Source organism: Ornithinimicrobium pratense, from assembly GCF_008843165.1.
Taxonomy (GTDB): domain Bacteria; phylum Actinomycetota; class Actinomycetes; order Actinomycetales; family Dermatophilaceae; genus Ornithinicoccus; species Ornithinicoccus pratensis.
Window position 1 is genome coordinate 2,737,874 of sequence record NZ_CP044427.1, and the last position, 18,452, is coordinate 2,756,325.

Genomic DNA, 18,452 nt, shown 5'->3' on the forward strand with positions numbered 1-18,452 from the left:
CCCTCCCTCGACCCACCTTTCCCGGTGCTCCCCGGACGGAGGCCCACCGTGCCCGCGCCCCCACCGCACACCTCCCTCTCTCCCACAGCAGACCCTGCCGTCGAGCTCGCGCAAGAACGCGACCACCTGGCCCGCGCCCGGTCCGAGCTGGCGCGGATGCGCGAGCACACCCTCTCCCTGCAGGCCGACGGTGGTGACGCGATCGCCGGGGAGGCGCTGGCGCGGACGCTGTGGCTGCGGGCCAAGGCGTTGCAGGACGACCCGGGCACCACGCTCTTCTTCGGTCGCGTCGACGGCAAGGAGGCGCTGTACATCGGGCGTCGCCACGTCTCCGACGCCGAGGGTGACCCCGTGGTCCTCGACTGGCGGGCCGGGGTCTCCCGGCCGTTCTACCGCGCCAGCGTCACCGACCCGATGGGCCTGGTGCGCCGCCGTCGGTTCGGCGTCGAGGGCGGGGAGCTGACGGCCTACGAGGACGAGTGGCTGGCGGGAGAGGGCAGCACGGACGAGAGGGGCGCCCCGCGCACCAGCGCGCTGCTGGCCCGGGAGATCGAGCGCCCCCGGATCGGGCCGATGCGGGACATCGTGGCCACCATCCAGCCCGAGCAGGACGAGATCGTCCGAGCAGACGTCGCGACGACCCTGTGCGTCCAGGGGGCACCCGGCACCGGCAAGACCGCGGTCGGGCTGCACCGCGCCGCCTGGCTGCTCTACGCCTATCGCGACCGGCTTTCCCGCTCCGGGGTCCTGGTCGTCGGTCCCAACCGGGCCTTCCTCGAGCACGTGGGAGCAGTGCTCCCCTCGCTCGGTGAGGTGACCGTGCGGCACACCACGGTGGAGGAGCTGGTCGCCCACGGGCAGCTCCGGGCCGTCGACACCCCGCACGTGGCTGGGCTCAAGGGGGAGGCCCGGATGGCCGACGTGCTGCGAGAGGCCCTATGGGCCCACGTCCGGCCGGCGACCGAGGCGCTGGTGGTGCCTCGCGGGTCGCGCAAGTGGCGGGTGCCGGCCTACGAGGTGCAGGACATGCTCGACGAGCTGCGCACTCGGGGGGTCCGGTATGCCGCGGCTCGCGCCATGCTCCCCCAGCGGCTCGCGCACGCGGTGCTGGTCGCGATGGAGCGCTCCGGCGACTCCCCCGACGACCGGGTGCAGGACGCTGTGGCCAGGTCGGCAGCGGTGAAGGCCTACGTCAAGCAGATCTGGCCCGAGGCCACACCGACGACAGTGCTCGCCAGGGTGCTGTCGACCGGTGAGGGGCTGGCGGAGGACCAGCAGGCCATCGTGTGGCACACGGCGCCGCGATTCCCGGGCTCGGCCCGGTGGAGCGCCGCGGACCTCGTGCTGCTGGACGAGCTGAGCGACCTGATCGAACGCACCCCCAGCCTGGGCCACGTCATCCTCGACGAGGCGCAGGACCTGTCCCCCATGCAGCTGCGCGCCGTCGGCCGCCGGGCCTCGACCGGCTCCCTCACCGTGCTTGGCGACCTAGCCCAGGGCACCACCCCCTGGGCCACCGGGTCGTGGGCGGAGTCGTTGCACCATCTCGGCAAGGACCTGGCCGCGCCCGGCACCCACCTGGAGGAGCTGATCCGCGGCTTCCGCGTGCCCGGTGCCGTCATTGACTTCGCCGCCCGGCTGCTGCCCTCGATCGCGCCGGGCCTCACCCCGCCGGAGTCGGTGCGAAGCAACCCGGGACGGCTGGACGTCCTCGCCGTGCCCGACGCTGTCAGCGGCGCTGCCCGTGCCACGCACGAGTCGTGGACCGCCCACCCCGGCACGGTCGGGGTGATCGTCCCCGACGGATGGACCGCCGAGGTCTCCGGCGCCCTACAGTCGGTGGGGCTAGAGCACGAGGTGCTTGACGGTGGGCACGTCCAGGAGCACTTGCACAGGGTGCTTCTGGTGCCGGCGACCGTGGCCAAGGGGCTGGAGTTCGACCAGGTGGTCGTCGTGGAGCCTGCGGCCATCGCGGCGGTCGAGCCGGACCAGCGCACGGGTCTGCGGCGCCTCTACGTAGTCCTCACCCGGGCCGTGTCCGGGTTGACCGTGGTCCACGCCGACCCGCTGCCGGACGCACTCACCGTCGACGGATGACCCACTGAGCGCCGATCTACGGCTGGGCCTGCTGACCCGGCGCCTGCGGCTGCCCCGACGCGAGGTCCGCCGAGTCGTGGGCCACGTAGTAGGTCGGCCGGGCCAGCTGGGCGGTGTACATGCGGCCGACGTACTCGCCCAGGATGCCCAGGCACAGCAGCTGGGTGCCGCCGACGAAGGTGACGATGACGATGGTGGAGGCCCATCCGGGGACGGTGAGGCCGACGACATACCCGACCAGGGCGTAGATCAGCAGCAGCATCGCGACCACGAAGCCCAGCACGCCCGTCCACGTCGCCAGCCGCAGGGGCGCGATGCTGGCACCGGTGATGCTGTCCACCGCCAGGCGCAACATCTTGGACAGCGGGTACTTGGACCGTCCGGCGGCGCGCTCCTCGCGACGGTAGGTCAGCACCCCGCTGGGGAAGCCGAACTGGGGCACGACCAGCCTCAGCACCCGGTGGTGCTCGGGCAAGGCGTTGACCGCGTCCACCGTGGCGCGCGACATCAGCCGGTAGTCCCCGGCGTGCCTGGGCCCGTGGTCGGCCCCGAGGCGGCGCATCGTGTCGTAGTAGCCACGGGCGGTGACCCGCTTGAACGCGCTGTCGGTCGAGCGGTCCGAGCGCGCGCCGTAGACGACGTCGAGCTGCTCGTCCCGGGCCAGCTGCAGCATCTGCCCGATCAGCTCGGGCGGGTCCTGCAGGTCGGCGTCGATCGTGACCGCGTAGTCACCCCGAGACCGGGCCAGGCCGGCGGAGATCGCCGCCTGGTGGCCGGCGTTGGCGCGCAGCCGCAACACCCTGAGCTCGGGCCAGGTATGCCGATGCTGCTGCAGCAGGATCGGGGTGCGGTCACGGCTGCCGTCGTCGACGACGAGGACCTCGTAGGGCACACCGAGCCCGTCGACGACGGGGCGCAGCCGTTGCACGAACAGGGGCAGCACGTCCTCCTCGTCGAACATGGGCACCACGACCGTCAGCACCGGCTGCGGCATACCTGCTCCGTTCCTCGTGGGGCGTCATCCGGGCGCGTCGGCTGCACTGGTGGCGGCGTGGCCGGGGCGAGGACGCGATATCCCGGCATCCTACGGGGGGCCGGGTCGCAGCTCGGCGCCACAAGGCATACGGTTGGAGCACGGACCCCCTCCCCTCTGACAGAAGGAGCGACAATGCACCCCACCCACGTCCCGCTGCGCGTCCTCACCGGTGCCTACATCCTCAACTCCGGCATCAACAAGCTCAAGACCGGGACGGAGGAGCAGGAGCAGATGCACGGATGGGCGTCGGGCGTCTACCCGATCTTCAAGGACCTCAAGCCTGGCGAGTTCACCAAGTTGCTGGCCTACAGCGAGATCGGCCTGGGCGCCGCGCTGCTCATCCCCAAGGTGCCCTCCGCCGTTGCCGGTGCGGGTCTGGCCGGCTTCGGTGCGGCCCTGACCGGGCTGTACCTGAACACCCCGGGCATGACCCAGGACGACGGGATCCGCCCCACCGCCGAGGGCACAGGGCTGGCCAAGGACGTCTGGCTGGTCGGCGCGGGCCTGACCCTGGCGATGCAGTCCTTCCTGTCCGGCACCAAGAGCGCCGCCAAGAACGTCGTGGGCGGCGTCACCGGCGCAGCCGGGGCCGTGGCTGGTGGTGTCACCGGTGCGGCGAGCTCGGTGGGCCACGGCATCACCGACGTCTTCAGCTCCGGCTCCACCAAGAGCAAGAGCGGGGTCTCGGGCCTCATCGGCTCGGCCATGTCGACCGCGCACGACAAGCGCGAGGACCTGGCCGACGCGCTGGCCGACCTCGCCGACTCCCTCGTGCGTCGCTGACCCGACCCTGCCTGCGCCCCCGCGACCCCGATCCCGGGGGCGCTGGTGGAAGGAGCCCGCGCGATGACCTCGGCCGGCACGGCGCTCGCCGAACCTCTGCTGGACCGGTGGCTCTCCGACGCAGCCCACCTGGCCCCGGACGCGGGCCGTGACCTGTGGCTGGCCGAGGGCTCGCTGCTGCTGCGAGGCTGGTCCGAGCCGCACCGGCGCTACCACACGGCTGAGCACCTCACGGAGACGCTGGCCGCCGTGGACGAGCTGGAGGGGGCCGGGTCGGTGGACGCCGACGAGGCGCTCGTGGCCCGAGGAGTGCTGTGGTATCACGACCTCGTCTATGACCCCCGGGCCGCCCCGGGCAGCAACGAGCACCGCTCAGCCATGATGGCGCGCGACCACCTGCACCGGCTCGGGGTGCACGCCGCGACCGTCGACGCCATCGAGGCGGGCGTGCTGATGACCTTTGGCCACGACGTCCCGTCCGCTGCCGCTGCGCCCCGCATGCTCGACGCCGTGCACGACGCGGACCTGTGGATCCTGGGTGCCCCCGTCGAACGCTATGCGGCCTACCGCCGGCAGGTGCGCCAGGAGTACGCCCACGTGCCCGACCCTGCCTTCCGCCTCGGCCGGACGACTGTCATGGCCCCCTTCCTGCAGCGCGAGCGCATCTACCGGACCGAGCACGCCCACTTCGCCTGGACCGACCCGGCCCGCACCAACCTCGCCACCGAGCTGGCCGACCTCTCCCCCGACCCCGAGGCGCCACGGCCCTGACGCGGCCGGGGCATCCCGAACGCGCTGCCGGGCAGCAGACCTCCATGACGAGCACGATGCCCTTCCACGGCATCACCGCCAGCAGCGACGCGCCTGGTGGGGCCGGTGCTTCTGGCGCACCAGCGGAGCGTCAGCGGTCCACGGGTCGGTCGCGCCACCGGGCCAGGAGCGGCCAGAAGACCTGGGTGCCGGTCCGGCGCTCGACCTCGGTCCACGACACCCACTCCGCCTCGGCGATCTCGACCGGGTCGGGGCGCAGCGGCTCCGGGGCGGGCAGCTGGACGCCGAAGACCGCCAGATGGTTGATCTGGTCCCACGGCGGTGGCGCCGCAGCCTGGGTCGGGAAGACGATCCGCTGGTAGCCCACCGGGGTCAACCGGCCCGGGTCCAGCCCGAGGCCGACCTCTTCCTGGAGCTCCCGGACCGCCGCCTGCCTGACGCTCTCCCCCGGGTCGCGTTTGCCACCGGGCGCGGCCCAGCCCGCCCGGCTGGTGTTGCGCACGAGCAGGAGCAGGTCGGCGGTAGTCACCAGGACCACTGCGGCCCCCGCCGACGAGGGCGGCTCCAGGGGTGAGGCCACCACCTCGACGACGTGGTCGCCGGGGATCCACTCCAGCCCGTTCCTGCGCCGCTCCAGGGGCCGTTCTCCCCGGCGCTTGCGGAAGCGCAGCCCGCTGTCGCGCAGCCGCCGGGCCAGCTCGCCCGCCGACACCGGCACGGCACCCGCGGCGACGGCGTCGGCATACCTCTCCTGCGGCACGTCGTAGTGGTCGCCCTCAAAGGCCTGCGGCGGCATCCCGGCCCGGCGGGCGATCTCGTGCAGCTCCTCCAGGGAGGTGTCGCTGGCCAGGTGCGAGAACAGGCGCCCGTGCGCGGCCCAGGCCGGCGGGTCGATGAGCACGGTCACGCAGCGACCCTACCTGCGGCCAGGCCCGGCCGGCCTGTGGACAACTTCTGCGGGCCTCAGCCGCCCCCGCCTAGCGTCGTGTCCATCAGGTGGCAGACCGTCACCGATCACTGGAGGGGATAGACCATGAGCAACACCTTCGCCGTCGACACCGCCCGGATCGCTGGCGCATCCGGGGACATCGAGCGGATCGCGGCCAGCATCGAGTCCGAGGTCCGCGCCATGATGGCCAAGCTCAACGCGCTGCAGGACTGCTGGCGGGGATCGGCCGCGGGTCAGTTCCACACCGTCACCCAGGACTGGAGCGCTACCCAGGAACGGGTGCGGGCCTCGCTGCAGCAGATCTCCACGACACTGCGCACCGCGGGTCAGGACTACGAGCTGGTCGAGCAGACCAACCGGATGCGCTTCACGCCGGCCTGACCCCCGGGCCGCCCCCGACTCCCGGCGCCGTGGCTGCCCCTGGCGCTACCCCGTGTCACAGCCCGGGACGCCGCAGGGCGGCCCCCGCAGCAGATCTGCGAGGGCCGCCCTGTCGTGCTCATGCCAGGCGGCGGTCGAGCCGCCCGGTGGGGGGATGGATCAGAAGTCCATGCCGCCCATGCCACCGTCGCCGGCCGGCATGGCCGGGGTCTTCTCCGGCTTGTCGGCGATGACGGCCTCGGTGGTCAGGAAAAGCGCCGCGATGGAGGCGGCGTTCTGCAGGGCAGAACGGGTCACCTTCACCGGGTCGGCGATGCCGAACTTCAGCATGTCGCCGTACTCGCCGTTGGCGGCGTTCAGGCCCTCGCCGGAGGGCAGGTTGCGCACCTTCTCCGCGATGACGCCGCCCTCGAGGCCGGCGTTGATGGCGATCTGCTTCAGCGGAGCCTCGATCGCGACCTTCACGATGTTGGCACCGGTCGCCTCGTCGCCCTCCAGGGACAGCCCGTCGAAGGCACCGGAGGCCTGGATGAGGGCCACGCCACCACCGGCGACGATGCCCTCCTCGACGGCGGCCTTGGCGTTGCGCACGGCGTCCTCGATGCGGTGCTTGCGCTCCTTGAGCTCCACCTCGGTCGCGGCGCCGGCCTTGATGACGGCGACACCACCGGCGAGCTTGGCTAGGCGCTCCTGGAGCTTCTCGCGGTCGTAGTCGGAGTCGGAGTTGTCGATCTCGGCGCGGATCTGGGAGACGCGACCGGCGATCTGGTCGGCGTCGCCGCCGCCCTCGACGATCGTGGTCTCGTCCTTGGTGACGACCACCTTGCGGGCGGTGCCCAGCAGGTCGATCTCGGCGGTCTCCAGCTTCAGGCCGACCTCCTCGGAGATGACCTGGCCACCGGTGAGGATGGCGATGTCACCGAGCATGGCCTTGCGGCGGTCACCGAAGCCCGGGGCCTTGACGGCCACGGACTTGAAGTTGCCGCGGATCTTGTTGACCACCAGGGTCGCCAGGGCTTCACCCTCGACGTCCTCGGAGATGATCGCCAGCGGCTTGCCGGACTGCATGACCTTCTCCAGCAGCGGCAGCAGGTCCTTGACCGAGGAGATCTTGGAGTTCACGACCAGGACGTAGGGGTCCTCGAGCACGGACTCCATGCGCTCGGTGTCGGTGACGAAGTAGGGGCTGATGTAGCCCTTGTCGAAGCGCATACCCTCGGTGAGCTCCAGCTCCAGGCCGAAGGTGTTGGACTCCTCGACGGTGATGACACCCTCGTTGCCCACCTTGTCCATGGCCTCGGCGATCATCTCGCCGATCTCGCTGTCGGCCGCGGAGATCGACGCGGACTGCGCGATCTGCTCCTTGGTCTCCACCGGCTTGGCCTGGCTCAGCAACTCGTCGTTGACCGCCTTGACGGCGACCTCGATGCCGCGCTTGAGCGCCATCGGGTTCGCGCCGGCGGCGACGTTGCGCAGGCCCTCCTTGACCATGGCCTGCGCCAGGACGGTCGCGGTGGTGGTGCCGTCACCCGCGACGTCGTCGGTCTTCTTGGCGACCTCCTTGACCAGCTCGGCGCCGATCTTCTCGTAGGGGTCCTCGAGCTCGATCTCCTTGGCGATGCTGACCCCATCGTTGGTGATGGTGGGCGCACCCCACTTCTTCTCGAGCACGACGTTGCGGCCCTTGGGGCCAAGGGTCACCTTGACGGCGTCGGCAAGGGTGTTCATACCCCGCTCGAGACCGCGGCGAGCCTCCTCGTCGAATGCAATGGTCTTAGCCATCTGCGCTGGTTCCTCCACACGTGGACGATCGGATGACCGGGTGCCGCCCGCGACGGACGAACCGGGAGGACGGGGCTCAGGTCGCCCCGCCGCCCGGCCCTCGGCAGGCCGGTCGGATTATCACTCTCGCCATGAGAGTGCTAGGTCCATCATTAGCACTCGACCCCCTCGAGTGCAAATGCCGGACGGCCTAGTGTCGCAGCTCCAGGACCCGCACCGCGGCCTCCCGCAGGGTGTGGGTGTCCAGGCCGATGCCCCGGCAGGCGCTGACGAAGGCCTCGACCCCGACCCCGCCGTCCGAGACCACCTCGGCGCACCGGGCGGCCAGCTCGGCTAGGACGTCCGCCTGCTCGTCGACGAAGGCGCGGTCGACCACGTCACCGTGTCCAGGGACCCAGAGGTCGGCCTGCGCCGCCGGGCCCTTGTCCGCCAGGGCGGCCAGGGTCTGCGCCCACTCCAGCGGGAAGGCGTCCTCCATCGCTGGGTCGGCGCCCTCCTCCACCAGGTCACCGGCGAAGACGACCCCGACGTCCGGCACCGCCACCGCGAGGTCGTGGTCGGTGTGCCCGCGGCCGGCGTAGAGCAGCCCGGCGGTCCGCCCACCGAGGTCGATCGTGGTGTCCCCGTCGACCAGGTAGAACGGCAGCACGATCTCGGTGGAGGCCATGGCGTTGGCCATGTGGGCACGCTGGGTGCGGCGCAGGTGGGCCACGACCTGCTCGCGCTGGTCCTCCCCCGAGCGGCGCAGCTCCTCGGCGGCGCCGACGTGGGCGTAGATCTGGGAGTCGCGGAAGGCCGAGTTGCCGAAGCAGTGGTCGTAATGAGCGTGGGTGTTGACCACGACGATCTCCAGGTCGGTGATCTCGCGGACCGCGGCGAGCAGCTCCATACCGTGCTCGTGGTAGCTGCGGGTGTCCACGAGCAATGCCCGCTGCTCCCCCACGACCAGCCCGCAGTTGAGGTTGAGCTCCTCGTGCCGGCGGACGTGCACACCGGGCGCGATCTGCCTGAAGGTCACCTCCGCCATGCCTGGCAGTCTAGGAGGGGGCGCCTGCGGCACGACCAGGCCCGGGGGTGGGCCGGGGCGTGCCGCATCAGGACAGCCCGACGATCGTGCCGTCGTCGAAGATGTCCATCCCGTTGGCCGCGGGCACCTTGGGCAGCCCGGGCATCCGCATGATGTCGCCGGTCAGGGCCACGACGAAACCGGCCCCGGCGTTGACGACGAGCTCGCGGACGGTGATCCGAAAGCCCCGCGGTGCGCCGAGCAGGGCGGGGTCGTCGGAGAAGGAGTACTGGGTCTTGGCCATGCACACGGGCAGGGTGCCGTAGCCCTCCTGCTCGATCTGCGAGAGCTGACCCAGGGCCGGCCCGGCGTAGTCGACACCGTCGGCGCGGTAGATCTCGGTGGCGATCTTCTCGATCTTGGCCCGGATGCTGTCCCCGGGCTCGTAGAGCGGTGTGTAGGAGCTGTCCTGCTCGCACAGCTCGACGACTTTGCGGGCCAGGTCCTCACCCCCCTCGCCGCCCTGGGCGAAGACCTCCGAGAGCGCGACGTCGGCGCCCAGTTGCGCGCAGCGCTCGCGGATCAGCTCCAGCTCGGCCTCGGTGTCGGAGGGGAAGCGGTTGAGGGCCACGACCGCGGGGACGCCGAACTTCTGCAGGTTCTCCAGGTGCTGCTCGAGGTTGACCAGCCCGGCGCCCAGCGCGTCGAGGTCCTCCTCGGCCAGCTGCTTCTTGTCCTTGCCACCGTTGAGCTTCAACGCACGCACGGTCGCGACGACCACGACCGCGTCCGGCTGCAGCTCCCCGGCCGGGCAGACGATGTTGAAGAACTTCTCGGCGCCGAGGTCAGCACCGAAACCGGCCTCGGTGACCACGTAGTCGGCCAGCTTCAGGGCGGTCTGGGTGGCGATCACGGAGTTGTTGCCGTGCGCGATGTTGGCGAACGGGCCCCCGTGAATGATCGCCGGGGTGTTCTCCAGGGTCTGCACCAGGTTCGGCTTGACGGCGTCCTTCATCAGCAGCGCCATGGCGCCCGGGGCCTGGAGCTGGGCAGCGGTCACCGGCTCCTTGTCGTACGTGTAGGCCACCACCATCTGGCCGAACCGTTCCTTGAGGTCCTCCAGCCCGGTGGCCAGGCACAGCGCGGCCATGATCTCGCTGGCCACGGTGATCTCGAAGCCGGACTCCCGCACCACCCCGTCGCCGATCTTGCCCATGCCGACCACGATGTTGCGCAGGGCGCGGTCGTTCATGTCGAGCACGCGCTTCCAGACGATTCGCTTGGGGTTGATACCGAGCGGGTTGCCCTGGTGGATCGAGTTGTCCAGCAGTGCCGAGAGCAGGTTGTGCGCCGAAGTGATGGCGTGGAAGTCACCGGTGAAGTGCAAGTTGATGTCGTCCATCGGCACCACCTGGGCAAAGCCGCCGCCGGCCGCGCCGCCCTTCATCCCAAAGCACGGCCCCAGTGAGGGCTCGCGCAGGGTGGTCATCGCCTTCTTGCCGATGCGGTTCAGCGCCATCGACAATCCCACGTTGGTCGTGGTCTTGCCCTCCCCAGCGGCCGTGGGGTTGATCCCCGTGCACAGGATGAGCTTGCCGTCCGGCTGGTCCTTGCGTCGGGCAAGCACGTCCAGGCTGATCTTGGCCTTGTCGTGGCCGTAGGGCTCGTAGTCGCTCTCCTGCAGCCCCAGCCCCGCCGCGATCTCACCGATCGGCTTCAAAGTTGCTGCCTGCGCGATCTCGACATCGGTCTGCATCGACCCGGCCTCCTCGCCGTCCACGGGCCCAGTGTGGCCCTGTCCAGGCCCAAACTACCCCGTGGTCCGGGGTGGGTATGAGGTGGGCGAGGTCAGACCTGCATCCCCAGCCGACGCATCGAGCGGGTGCGCTGGCGTCGGGAGCGCTCCCGGCGCAGCCGCTTGACCAGCAGCGGCTTGTGGGCCAGGGCCGCCTCGGTGTCGATGAGCTGGTTGAGGATCTGGTAGTAACGCGTCGTGGAGAGGTCGAAGAGGTCCTTGATGGACTCCTCCTTCGACCCCGGGTAGGTCCAGTGCTGGCCCTCGAACTCCAGGATCTGCCGGTCGCGCTCGGAGAGACCGGAAGAGGGGTCGGCCTGCTCGACGCGGGTGACGGCGCCCATGCACATGTCCTTTCATCGACTCGGCAGTGGTGCTCCTCATCCTAGGGCACCGGACTTACACCGGTGTCATTCGACGCGCGGCCAGACGTGAACGCCAGGGCCAGCCCACAGCCGGACCGGCGCGGGGACGACATACAGTGGCTGGCGTGAACGCCGCCACACCCCTGCGTGACCTCGTGCACCCGAGCTGGGCGGAGGCACTGGCCCCGGCCGAGGGGACCGTCGCCGCGCTGGGCGACTTCCTGCGCTCCGAGCTGGCGGCCGGGCGCGGCTACCTGCCGGTGGGTCAGCACGTTCTGCGTGTCTTCGAGCAGCCGCTGGAGCAGGTGCGGGTCCTCATCGTCGGGCAGGACCCGTACCCGACGCCAGGGCACGCGGTGGGGCTGAGCTTCTCGGTCGCCCCCGAGGTGGCGCCGATCCCCCGCAACCTGGCCAACATCTACACCGAGCTGGTCGAGGACCTCGGCGTCGCTCGCCCCTCGACCGGTGACCTCTCGCCCTGGGCGGAGCGTGGGGTCATGCTGCTCAACCGGGTGCTCACCGTGCGCCCAGGGGCCCCGGCCAGCCACCGGGGCAAGGGCTGGGAGGAGGTCACCGAGCTGGCGATCGAGGCCTTGGTCGCCCGCGGCGGGCCGTTGGTCGCGATCCTGTGGGGCCGCGACGCCCGCACGCTGGGGTCGCGGCTCGGCGAGGTGCCCCGCGTCGAGTCCGCCCACCCGTCCCCGCTGTCGGCCCGCGGCGGCTTCTTCGGCAGCCGTCCGTTCAGCCGGACCAACGACCTGCTCGCCCGCCAGGGCGGCGACCCGATCGACTGGAGCCTGCCGTGACCAGACCATCCAATGGCGCCGGGGACCACGGCCCGCTCCTGCTCGTCCATGGTGACGCGGGCCCGACCGTCCACGGCCGGGCGGGCAGCATCCGGCCGCAGCCGCGCGCGTGGAGCCGCTACGTGGCGATCGGCGACTCCTTCACCGAAGGGATGAGCGACCCGGACCCGGCCACCCCCGGGGCCTACATCGGCTGGGCCGACCGGCTCGCAGCCCTGCTGTCGGCCCACGCCCCCGACTTCGCCTACGCCAACCTGGCGGTGCGCGGCCGCAAGCTCGCCGACGTCGCCGGGCCCCAGCTGGAAGCCGCCCTCGACCTCGGGCCGGACCTGGTGAGCATCGTCGGCGGGGGCAACGACATCCTGCGTCCCCGCGCCGATGTCGACGCGCTCGCCGCCCAACTCGACCAGGCAGTGGCGCGGATCCGGGCGACCGGAGCGGACGTGCTCATGGCCACCCCCACCGACCCGGTCGGCGCACCGATCATCGGCCGCACCCGCGGCCGGGCCGCAACCTACATCTCCCACATCTGGTCGATCGCCCAGCGGCACGGCTGCTACGTGCTCAACCAGTGGGCCTGCGACTTCCTCAAGGACTGGCGCATGTGGGCCGAGGACCGCATCCACATGACGCCGGAAGGGCACCGCCGCGTCGCGCTGACGGCCTATGTGGCGCTCGGGCACACGGCCGAGGAGGCCGACTGGCGCGCGCCGCTGCCGCCGCAGGTCCCGCCCGGGACGATGGAACGTCTGCGCGGCCACGCCCAGTGGGCCCGGGTGTACGCCGGGCCCTGGGTGCAGCGGCGCCTCCAGGGCCGGTCCTCGGGCGACCTGATCAACCCCAAGCGTCCCGAACTGGGACCTGCGGCACCCCCGGAGAGCTGAGGTCCTGACCCTGGCACCGGCGGCCGGCCTCAGCCCGAGCCGCGCGGCTCCCACCGGAAGAAGCGCGAGGCCAGGAAGGTGCCCAGCAGGCCCCAGGCAGCCAGCACCCCCAGCTCCTGCCAGGCGATGGCTAGCCCGCTGGTCGCGGGGTCCAAAGCCTGCTGCAGCGCCATCCCAAACGGCCGGACCGGCATCAGGTCCATCGCGGTGATCAGCGCCTGGGGCGCCCCCTCCAGCGGGAAGAAGACGCCTGCGGCGAAGAGCAGCGGGAAAGACAGGAACATGACGATCGGGATCGAGGTCTCCTGCGTCGGAACGATGTTGGCTACCGCCATCCCCAGCGCGGAGTAGGCCAGCACGCCCACCAGCAGGGCCAGGAGGCCGGCTATGGCAGGCAGCGGCTTGAGCTGGAGGCCGAACACCGCCCAGGCCACGAACACCATGAGCAGGGTGGAGAACAAGGCGACCAGGCTGTTGGTCAGGACCCGCGACAGCACGTAGACCCCGGGCGGGAGCGGGGTGCTACGCATACGGCGCAGGGTGCCCGCCTCGCGGCTGAAGACGGTCGCGATCGCCAGGTTGATGAAGCAGGACGAAGCCACCACGAAGACGGTGATCCCCGCGAGGTTCCACTGCACGAAGGGCAGGCCGTCATAGAGCTCGCCCCGGTCCGTCAGCACGTTGAACAGGACCAGGAAGAACATCGGCAGGACGAGGGCGAAGAGCACCCCGATCGGGTTACGGAGGAAGATCTTGGTCGACCAGACGATCTCGCTGGCGAGCAGGGACATCGTCCCCGCCCGGCCGCTCGTCTGTGGTGTCGGTTGGTGGGTCGTCGTAGCGTCGGCGCTCAGCACCCGTGCGGTCGTCATGACTGGCCATCCTTCGAACTGAGGTCGTTGTCGGCGGTCAGGGCGAGGTAGACGTCCTCGAGGCTCGCCCTGGAAATGTGGCTGTCGAGGACCTGGTGCTTGTGCTCCCTGCTCCACGACCGGAGCACGCCCAGCGCGGCCTCCGGGTCGTCCATGAGGAGTTCGATGTCGCGACCGACCTCCCGGGCGTGGCCCCGGACCGAGTCCGGGAGGTCGTCGACGGTGAGGTGGTGACCGGCGCGGTCGGCCATCCGGACGATGAGCCGGCGCTGGCCGAGGTGCTCGGTGAGCTGGCTCGGCGTGCCCTCCGCGACCACGCGCCCGCTCACGATGACCGCGATCCGGTCGCACAGACGAGCGGCTTCGTCCATGTCGTGCGTGGTGAGAAGCACGGACGTGCCGAGCCGGCGCAGGCTCTCCACCAGTGACCACGCCTGCTGACGTGCCGACGGGTCGAACCCCGTCGTCGGCTCGTCGAGGAAGAGCAGCTCGGGACGGCCGATGATGGCTAGGGCCAGGTCCAGACGCCTGCGCTGACCCCCGGAGAGCCGCGAGACACGGCGTTGACCCATGTCACCGAGGCCCACGAAGTCGAGCACCTCCTGGCCACCGCGGGGGTTGTCGTAGTACGACGCGAACATCGACACCGTCTGGGTGACGCGGAGCTCCGGCGGGGGCCCCGCATACTGCAGCATGACCCCGACGCGGGCCCGGAAGTCGATGCCGGCCGTGGCGGGATCCACGCCCAGGACGTCGATCTGACCGCTGTCGGCCGTGCGCTGCCCTTCCAGGATCTCCACGGTCGTGGTCTTGCCGGCACCGTTCGGGCCGAGCAGGCCGAGCACCTCTCCGCGGTGCACGTCGAGGTCGACGCCGCGCAGGGCGTCCACGCTGCCGTAGGACTTGCACAGGCCGCGGACGGAGAGGGCGAGATCGCGCCCGGAATGTCTGGGGTCAGCGGCGTTTCCGGTGGAGTGCTCTTCGAGGGTGCGCACTGTGTGCCTCCAATGTCGTCGGGGACCGCTACGTCGGAGTGACGGCTTCTTCAACTATGGGTCGGTCATGGGTGCCTGTGAAGGCTTTTCAGCCGCCACTAGCGGCCATGTCCTCGGGCGGACAAGCAGGCCCGGTCGGCCCGCCGTCAGGGGCCGCAGAACCGAGGTGGCCCATGCATCCACAGGGATGCATGGGCCACCTCTAACCGGGCTGCGCCGGGCTCAGGTGCAGCAGCTGCTGCAGGAGCAGGTGCCGCAGCACGAGGTCGAGTGGCAGCTGCTGCTGCCGGAGGAGGCGCCCGTCTCGGGCAACGCCATGGCGTCACGCACCTGGCTGACCTCGAGGACGTCCAGGTCCAGGTCGGCGAGGTCCAGGCCAAGGTCGAGGGTGTCGGTGTTCTGCATGATGATCTGCTTTCTGTGTGATTCTTCGTGGACGAGCCCTAGGAGGGCCCCGGGACTCGGTTACTGCATGGATGGGTCGATGGTTCGGCAGGTCCGCTGAGCGGCACGGGGGGCCACGGCCCTGTGGCCAACGGCGGGTCATACCGCGTACCCGATCCCGACGGAGAGGAACGCGGCGATGCTCCAGCCGACGGTGGTCACCCAGTTGCCCGACACCATGCGGCGGTGGACCTCCGGGTCGAAGCTCTTCATCAGGCGCTGGTGGTGGGCGCTCTGGACCGACCCGGCGAGGAAGCCCACCAGCATCAGCACGGTCACCAGGGCGATGGCCATCCAGGTGGCGGCCCGGGTGTCGGCGCCGATCGCCACCGCGACGCCCGCTCCCAGGGCCAGCAGCGTCGCGGGCGTGGACAGGACCATGAGGCGGGCCTGGTTGGACCGGTTGACGGCCGGGGCGTCCTCGGGCGGGACGGAGGCGAGGGCGGGGTAGCTCACCAGCTGCGTGAGCCACATCAGGCCGGCCATGAACCAGCATGCGGCGAGCAGGCCGATCATCATCAGTGACATCAGTGAACTCCTTCGGTTAGGTTGATCTGGTGGTGCGAGGCTTCGTATGGACCGTTCCCACGCGCGTCGTCGCCGCACCTGGGCGCGGGGCGGAAGTGGTCGCCGCCATGGTCGGCACCGCGCCTGCGCTGGTCGTGGGGGACGCTGCCGTGCGCGACCGGGCCGAGCTCCTGGCGACCCACCTCGGCTGCGAGACCCATGAGGTGAGCACGCCGTGCGACTTCGGCGCCGTGGATCGACTCGCGGCCCTGGTGAGCCAGGCGTCTGCCCGCGTGGTCGTGGCGGTGGGCGGGGGCACGGTGATGGACCTGGCGCGGGTCGCGGCCCTGGCAGCGGCGGACCGGTCGCTCGCCGGACCCGACGGCTGGCCCGGTGAGGGGTTGCGCGGCAGAGCCGCGACGTCCGTGACGCAGGCCGCTCCGGCGGTGGTGGCGGTCCCCTCGACGGTGGGCACCGGAGCCGAGGTGAGCTCCCTGGCGGTCGTGGCCGAGGCTGGACGCACGCTGCGTGCGGTGCTGGCCGACCCTGGATTGCATCCCCGGGCGGCGGTCCTGGACGTCGAGATGCTGCGGTCGCTGCCACGACAGCTCGTCCGAGACGGTCTGCTCGAGACCGCGGCTCGTGCCCTCGGACCCGCTCTCGCCGACGACGGGGCTCACCCGGCTGCCGACGAGTTCGCCGCGGTCTTCGTGCGCCGGGCGATGGCGCTCAGCGCGAAGGTCGGCGGCGGCCGGGCCGGAACCGTCCTGCCCGACCGGGTGCTCGCCGAGGCGGCCTGGCTGGCCACCTCCAGCGCCACCCAGTTGGCGTCGGTCGGACGGACGGTCTCCGACAGCCCCTTGTGGCTGCTGCAGCATGCCGTGACTGGCTCCTCCGGCCAGCCCAAGGCGGCTGCGCTGCGGGCGCTGCTGCCGGTCCTGCTGGAGAGAGTCACCCAGCAGGAGGACGTTGGGCCGCTGGTGACCCCCGGACGCTCCGCCACCCTGGCCAGCCTGATCACCGGGCCGGTCGGTTCGGAGGTCGCCGGGGCGCGAGCGCTGCACTCCGCCCTGCGGGACTGCGGTCTGCTCGACGGCCCCAGCGCCGCGATCGACCCGCAGGTCCATGCCGCCGACCTGGTCGAGCACGGCTTCACCCGGAAGGGAGCTCTTGAGGGACAGTCGGTCGCGTCGTTGGCTCATGCGATATCCCCCTCGGTGGGATCCCAGCCCTCGTGACCCAACGGCACCAGGTAGAGCGGCGCGTCGTCGACACCGTCCAGTCCCAGGGCCAGGGACAACCGGTCGTCGTAGATGCCTCCCAGCGGCACGCTGCGCAGGCCGAGCGCGGCCCCTACAAGAAGCAGGTTCTGCGTCAGGTGGCCGGCCTCCAGCAGCTGGAACCGCAAGGAGCGCAGGCCGTAGCGCTGGCGGGGATAGGCCAGGTCGGCCACGACGGCTAGGAAGGCGGGAGCATCAACGGCATCGACCGTGGGCTGACCGTCCGGGTCGAGGAAGGGGGAGCAGCGCAGGAGGTCGGCCGTGCGTGTGGGGACGGGCACCCGCTCCAGGGCGTGGCCGGAAGGCCGGTACTCGTACAGGCCGCTCGGGATCCCGTCGATGTGCGCGACCTGCACCAGCAAGCGGGTGGCCGAGCGCGCTCCGGCACTGGGGTAGGGCCGGACGGGGTAGGCGTCCTCAGGCCCGGCGCCCGGAGGGCGCAGCTCGTCGACGTCGCCGGCGGAGTACCACAGCAGGGTGCTGAGCTGACCGGAGGTGAGTTGCCCGTGGTAGCGGCCGTAGGCCGAACGGCGGTTCAGCAGCGCACTCAGCAGGGCCACCTGACCGGCCCCGCCCGGCTCGGGCCTCGGAAGCTGCACGATCTCGCCGGTGCCCACGACCGCGTTGCGGTGCAGCGGAGCGTCGGGGTCAGGGAACTGTGCGGCGCCGCGGGCGGGGAAGAACTTGGACCGCTCGTGGTAGACCCGGTCCGGGGCGTCCGGCGCCGGCGGGTGCATGCCACCGGAGTGGTCCACACCCAGGTAGGGGAAGGAGGCCAGCCAGGACAGGTGGCACTCGTCAGAGATCGTCAGTCCGAGCCTGTTGTGCATCATGTGCAGCTGGGACCCGAGGACCCACGGGATCGGCGTGGTCAGCTCGCCCGAGGAGTCCAGGGCCTGCAGCCCTCGCACGTAGCGGGCCACGGCCGCTCCCCACAGGCCGACCGCGCCGGTGCCTTCCTGGACCCGGCGACGGACCACCTCGCGGCGGGCTGCATGAGCTGCAGGCGCAGTCAGCAGGTCCCTCTCGGCCGCGTGACGCGCGGCGTCCAGGTCGACGTTCGGCGCCTCCGCCAGGGTCGGCCAGCCAAGCACGAAGCCGCGCAGGAAGCGGGCGGCCTCCGGGCCGTCGACGTCGGCGCCGGCGAGCAGGGCGTGCGCGAGGTCCAGGGCGAGGGCGACCCGTTGGGGGCCCGCAACGGTGCCCTTGACCACGCTCTCAGCGAGCCGCGAGGAGACCGCGAAGAGCTCCTCCGCCAGGGTCAGGGCGGCGGGCCCACCGTAGCGGTCAGTCTCCGGCTCGTAGTCGACCCGGTTGACCGTGCCGTGGCCGAACCAGTCCGACCCCTCCGGCGGCTGCCCCATGCCCGCCAGGAAGACGGCGGGGTCCACCGGGCTCGCGGGTGCGTGCCCGTGCAAAAACTCCTCGAGCGCCCCGGCGGCCCTGGCCACCACTGTGTCGTCGGCGTCGCGGAGGCGCCAGCGCACATGGGGGCCGCCGTCCCAGTAGCGCAGGAAGAACTGCGAAGAGATCTCGCCCGACCTCTCCATGGCCCGCCCCACCGGACCGACGACCTCGGTGATGAGCCGGTCGGCCACGGCGGCGTCGTGCACGTAGGCGTGCAGCGTGGTCCAGCCTGCGCCCGGCGCCCGGGTGCTGGCGATGTGGTGGTCCGCGTCGATGGTCCTCACGGGAACTC

General features: G+C 71.3%; 18 protein-coding genes. 7 read left to right on the forward strand and 11 right to left on the reverse strand.

Annotated elements, in window-relative coordinates; genetic code table 11:
• Positions 1 to 48 precede the first annotated feature (48 nt).
• Positions 49 to 2,097 (forward strand): HelD family protein, encoded by a 2,049-nt coding sequence (locus tag FY030_RS12605; RefSeq protein WP_238348280.1) that lies wholly within the window; start codon positions 49 to 51, stop codon positions 2,095 to 2,097.
• A 16-nt stretch (positions 2,098 to 2,113) separates the two neighbouring features.
• On the opposite strand, the gene FY030_RS12610 is transcribed toward FY030_RS12605, so the two are convergent.
• On the reverse strand, positions 2,114 to 3,091 hold the full coding sequence (locus FY030_RS12610; RefSeq protein ID WP_158061806.1) for a glycosyltransferase family 2 protein: 978 nt from the start codon (positions 3,089 to 3,091) through the stop codon (positions 2,114 to 2,116).
• A 174-nt stretch (positions 3,092 to 3,265) separates the two neighbouring features.
• Between FY030_RS12610 and FY030_RS16600 the strand changes: the two genes are divergently transcribed.
• A complete protein-coding gene (locus FY030_RS16600; RefSeq protein ID WP_202879701.1) occupies positions 3,266 to 3,916 on the forward strand; it encodes a hypothetical protein in 651 nt (216 codons plus the stop codon).
• A gap of 63 nt (positions 3,917 to 3,979) precedes the next feature.
• Positions 3,980 to 4,687, forward strand: a complete 708-nt coding sequence (locus FY030_RS12620; protein ID WP_158061807.1) for an HD domain-containing protein — start codon at positions 3,980 to 3,982, stop codon at positions 4,685 to 4,687.
• Between the two features lie 130 nt (positions 4,688 to 4,817).
• Here FY030_RS12620 and FY030_RS12625 read toward each other — a convergent pair whose 3' ends face one another.
• Positions 4,818 to 5,594: a DUF4031 domain-containing protein gene (locus tag FY030_RS12625; protein ID WP_158061808.1), complete on the reverse strand. Its 777-nt coding sequence runs from the start codon at positions 5,592 to 5,594 to the stop codon at positions 4,818 to 4,820.
• Between the two features lie 126 nt (positions 5,595 to 5,720).
• Between FY030_RS12625 and FY030_RS12630 the strand changes: the two genes are divergently transcribed.
• Positions 5,721 to 6,017 carry a WXG100 family type VII secretion target gene (locus tag FY030_RS12630; RefSeq protein ID WP_158061809.1) on the forward strand — a complete coding sequence of 99 codons (297 nt, stop codon included), beginning with the start codon at positions 5,721 to 5,723 and terminating at the stop codon, positions 6,015 to 6,017.
• Positions 6,018 to 6,176: 159 nt separating this feature from the next.
• Here FY030_RS12630 and groL read toward each other — a convergent pair whose 3' ends face one another.
• The 4 genes from groL to FY030_RS12650 form a co-directional block, all read right to left on the reverse strand.
• A complete protein-coding gene (gene groL, locus FY030_RS12635) occupies positions 6,177 to 7,799 on the reverse strand; it encodes a chaperonin GroEL (protein WP_158061810.1) in 1,623 nt (540 codons plus the stop codon).
• A gap of 190 nt (positions 7,800 to 7,989) precedes the next feature.
• Positions 7,990 to 8,826, reverse strand: coding sequence for an MBL fold metallo-hydrolase (locus FY030_RS12640; RefSeq protein WP_158061811.1), 837 nt, complete (start codon positions 8,824 to 8,826; stop codon positions 7,990 to 7,992).
• Positions 8,827 to 8,893: 67 nt separating this feature from the next.
• A complete protein-coding gene (locus tag FY030_RS12645) occupies positions 8,894 to 10,561 on the reverse strand; it encodes a formate--tetrahydrofolate ligase (protein WP_158062823.1) in 1,668 nt (555 codons plus the stop codon).
• A 92-nt stretch (positions 10,562 to 10,653) separates the two neighbouring features.
• Positions 10,654 to 10,944 carry a DUF3263 domain-containing protein gene (locus FY030_RS12650; protein WP_158061812.1) on the reverse strand — a complete coding sequence of 97 codons (291 nt, stop codon included), beginning with the start codon at positions 10,942 to 10,944 and terminating at the stop codon, positions 10,654 to 10,656.
• 146 nt (positions 10,945 to 11,090) lie between these two features.
• Here FY030_RS12650 and FY030_RS12655 point away from each other — a divergent pair, with 146 nt between their 5' ends.
• The gene (locus FY030_RS12655; protein WP_238348292.1) at positions 11,091 to 11,771 is read left to right on the forward strand and encodes a uracil-DNA glycosylase; all 681 of its coding nucleotides are present in this window, start codon (positions 11,091 to 11,093) and stop codon (positions 11,769 to 11,771) included.
• Positions 11,772 to 11,860: 89 nt separating this feature from the next.
• The gene (locus FY030_RS12660; protein WP_272950558.1) at positions 11,861 to 12,655 is read left to right on the forward strand and encodes an SGNH/GDSL hydrolase family protein; all 795 of its coding nucleotides are present in this window, start codon (positions 11,861 to 11,863) and stop codon (positions 12,653 to 12,655) included.
• A 29-nt stretch (positions 12,656 to 12,684) separates the two neighbouring features.
• On the opposite strand, the gene FY030_RS12665 is transcribed toward FY030_RS12660, so the two are convergent.
• From FY030_RS12665 to FY030_RS12680, 4 genes are all read right to left on the reverse strand, one after another.
• The gene (locus FY030_RS12665) at positions 12,685 to 13,527 is read right to left on the reverse strand and encodes an ABC transporter permease (protein ID WP_158061814.1); all 843 of its coding nucleotides are present in this window, start codon (positions 13,525 to 13,527) and stop codon (positions 12,685 to 12,687) included.
• Positions 13,524 to 14,522: an ABC transporter ATP-binding protein gene (locus FY030_RS12670; RefSeq protein ID WP_158061815.1), complete on the reverse strand. Its 999-nt coding sequence runs from the start codon at positions 14,520 to 14,522 to the stop codon at positions 13,524 to 13,526. The genes FY030_RS12665 and FY030_RS12670 overlap by 4 nt, the downstream gene beginning before the upstream one ends.
• A gap of 222 nt (positions 14,523 to 14,744) precedes the next feature.
• Entirely contained in the window at positions 14,745 to 14,927 is a 183-nt protein-coding gene (locus FY030_RS12675; RefSeq protein ID WP_158061816.1) for a thiazolylpeptide-type bacteriocin, read from the reverse strand.
• A gap of 138 nt (positions 14,928 to 15,065) precedes the next feature.
• On the reverse strand, positions 15,066 to 15,494 hold the full coding sequence (locus tag FY030_RS12680) for a hypothetical protein (protein WP_158061817.1): 429 nt from the start codon (positions 15,492 to 15,494) through the stop codon (positions 15,066 to 15,068).
• Positions 15,495 to 15,523: 29 nt separating this feature from the next.
• Between FY030_RS12680 and FY030_RS12685 the strand changes: the two genes are divergently transcribed.
• Positions 15,524 to 16,711 (forward strand): iron-containing alcohol dehydrogenase, encoded by a 1,188-nt coding sequence (locus FY030_RS12685; RefSeq protein ID WP_192498598.1) that lies wholly within the window; start codon positions 15,524 to 15,526, stop codon positions 16,709 to 16,711.
• Here the strand turns inward: FY030_RS12685 and FY030_RS12690 are convergent.
• Positions 16,672 to 18,444 carry a thiopeptide-type bacteriocin biosynthesis protein gene (locus FY030_RS12690; protein ID WP_158061819.1) on the reverse strand — a complete coding sequence of 591 codons (1,773 nt, stop codon included), beginning with the start codon at positions 18,442 to 18,444 and terminating at the stop codon, positions 16,672 to 16,674. The genes FY030_RS12685 and FY030_RS12690 overlap by 40 nt on opposite strands.
• Between the last annotated feature and the right edge of the window lie 8 nt (positions 18,445 to 18,452).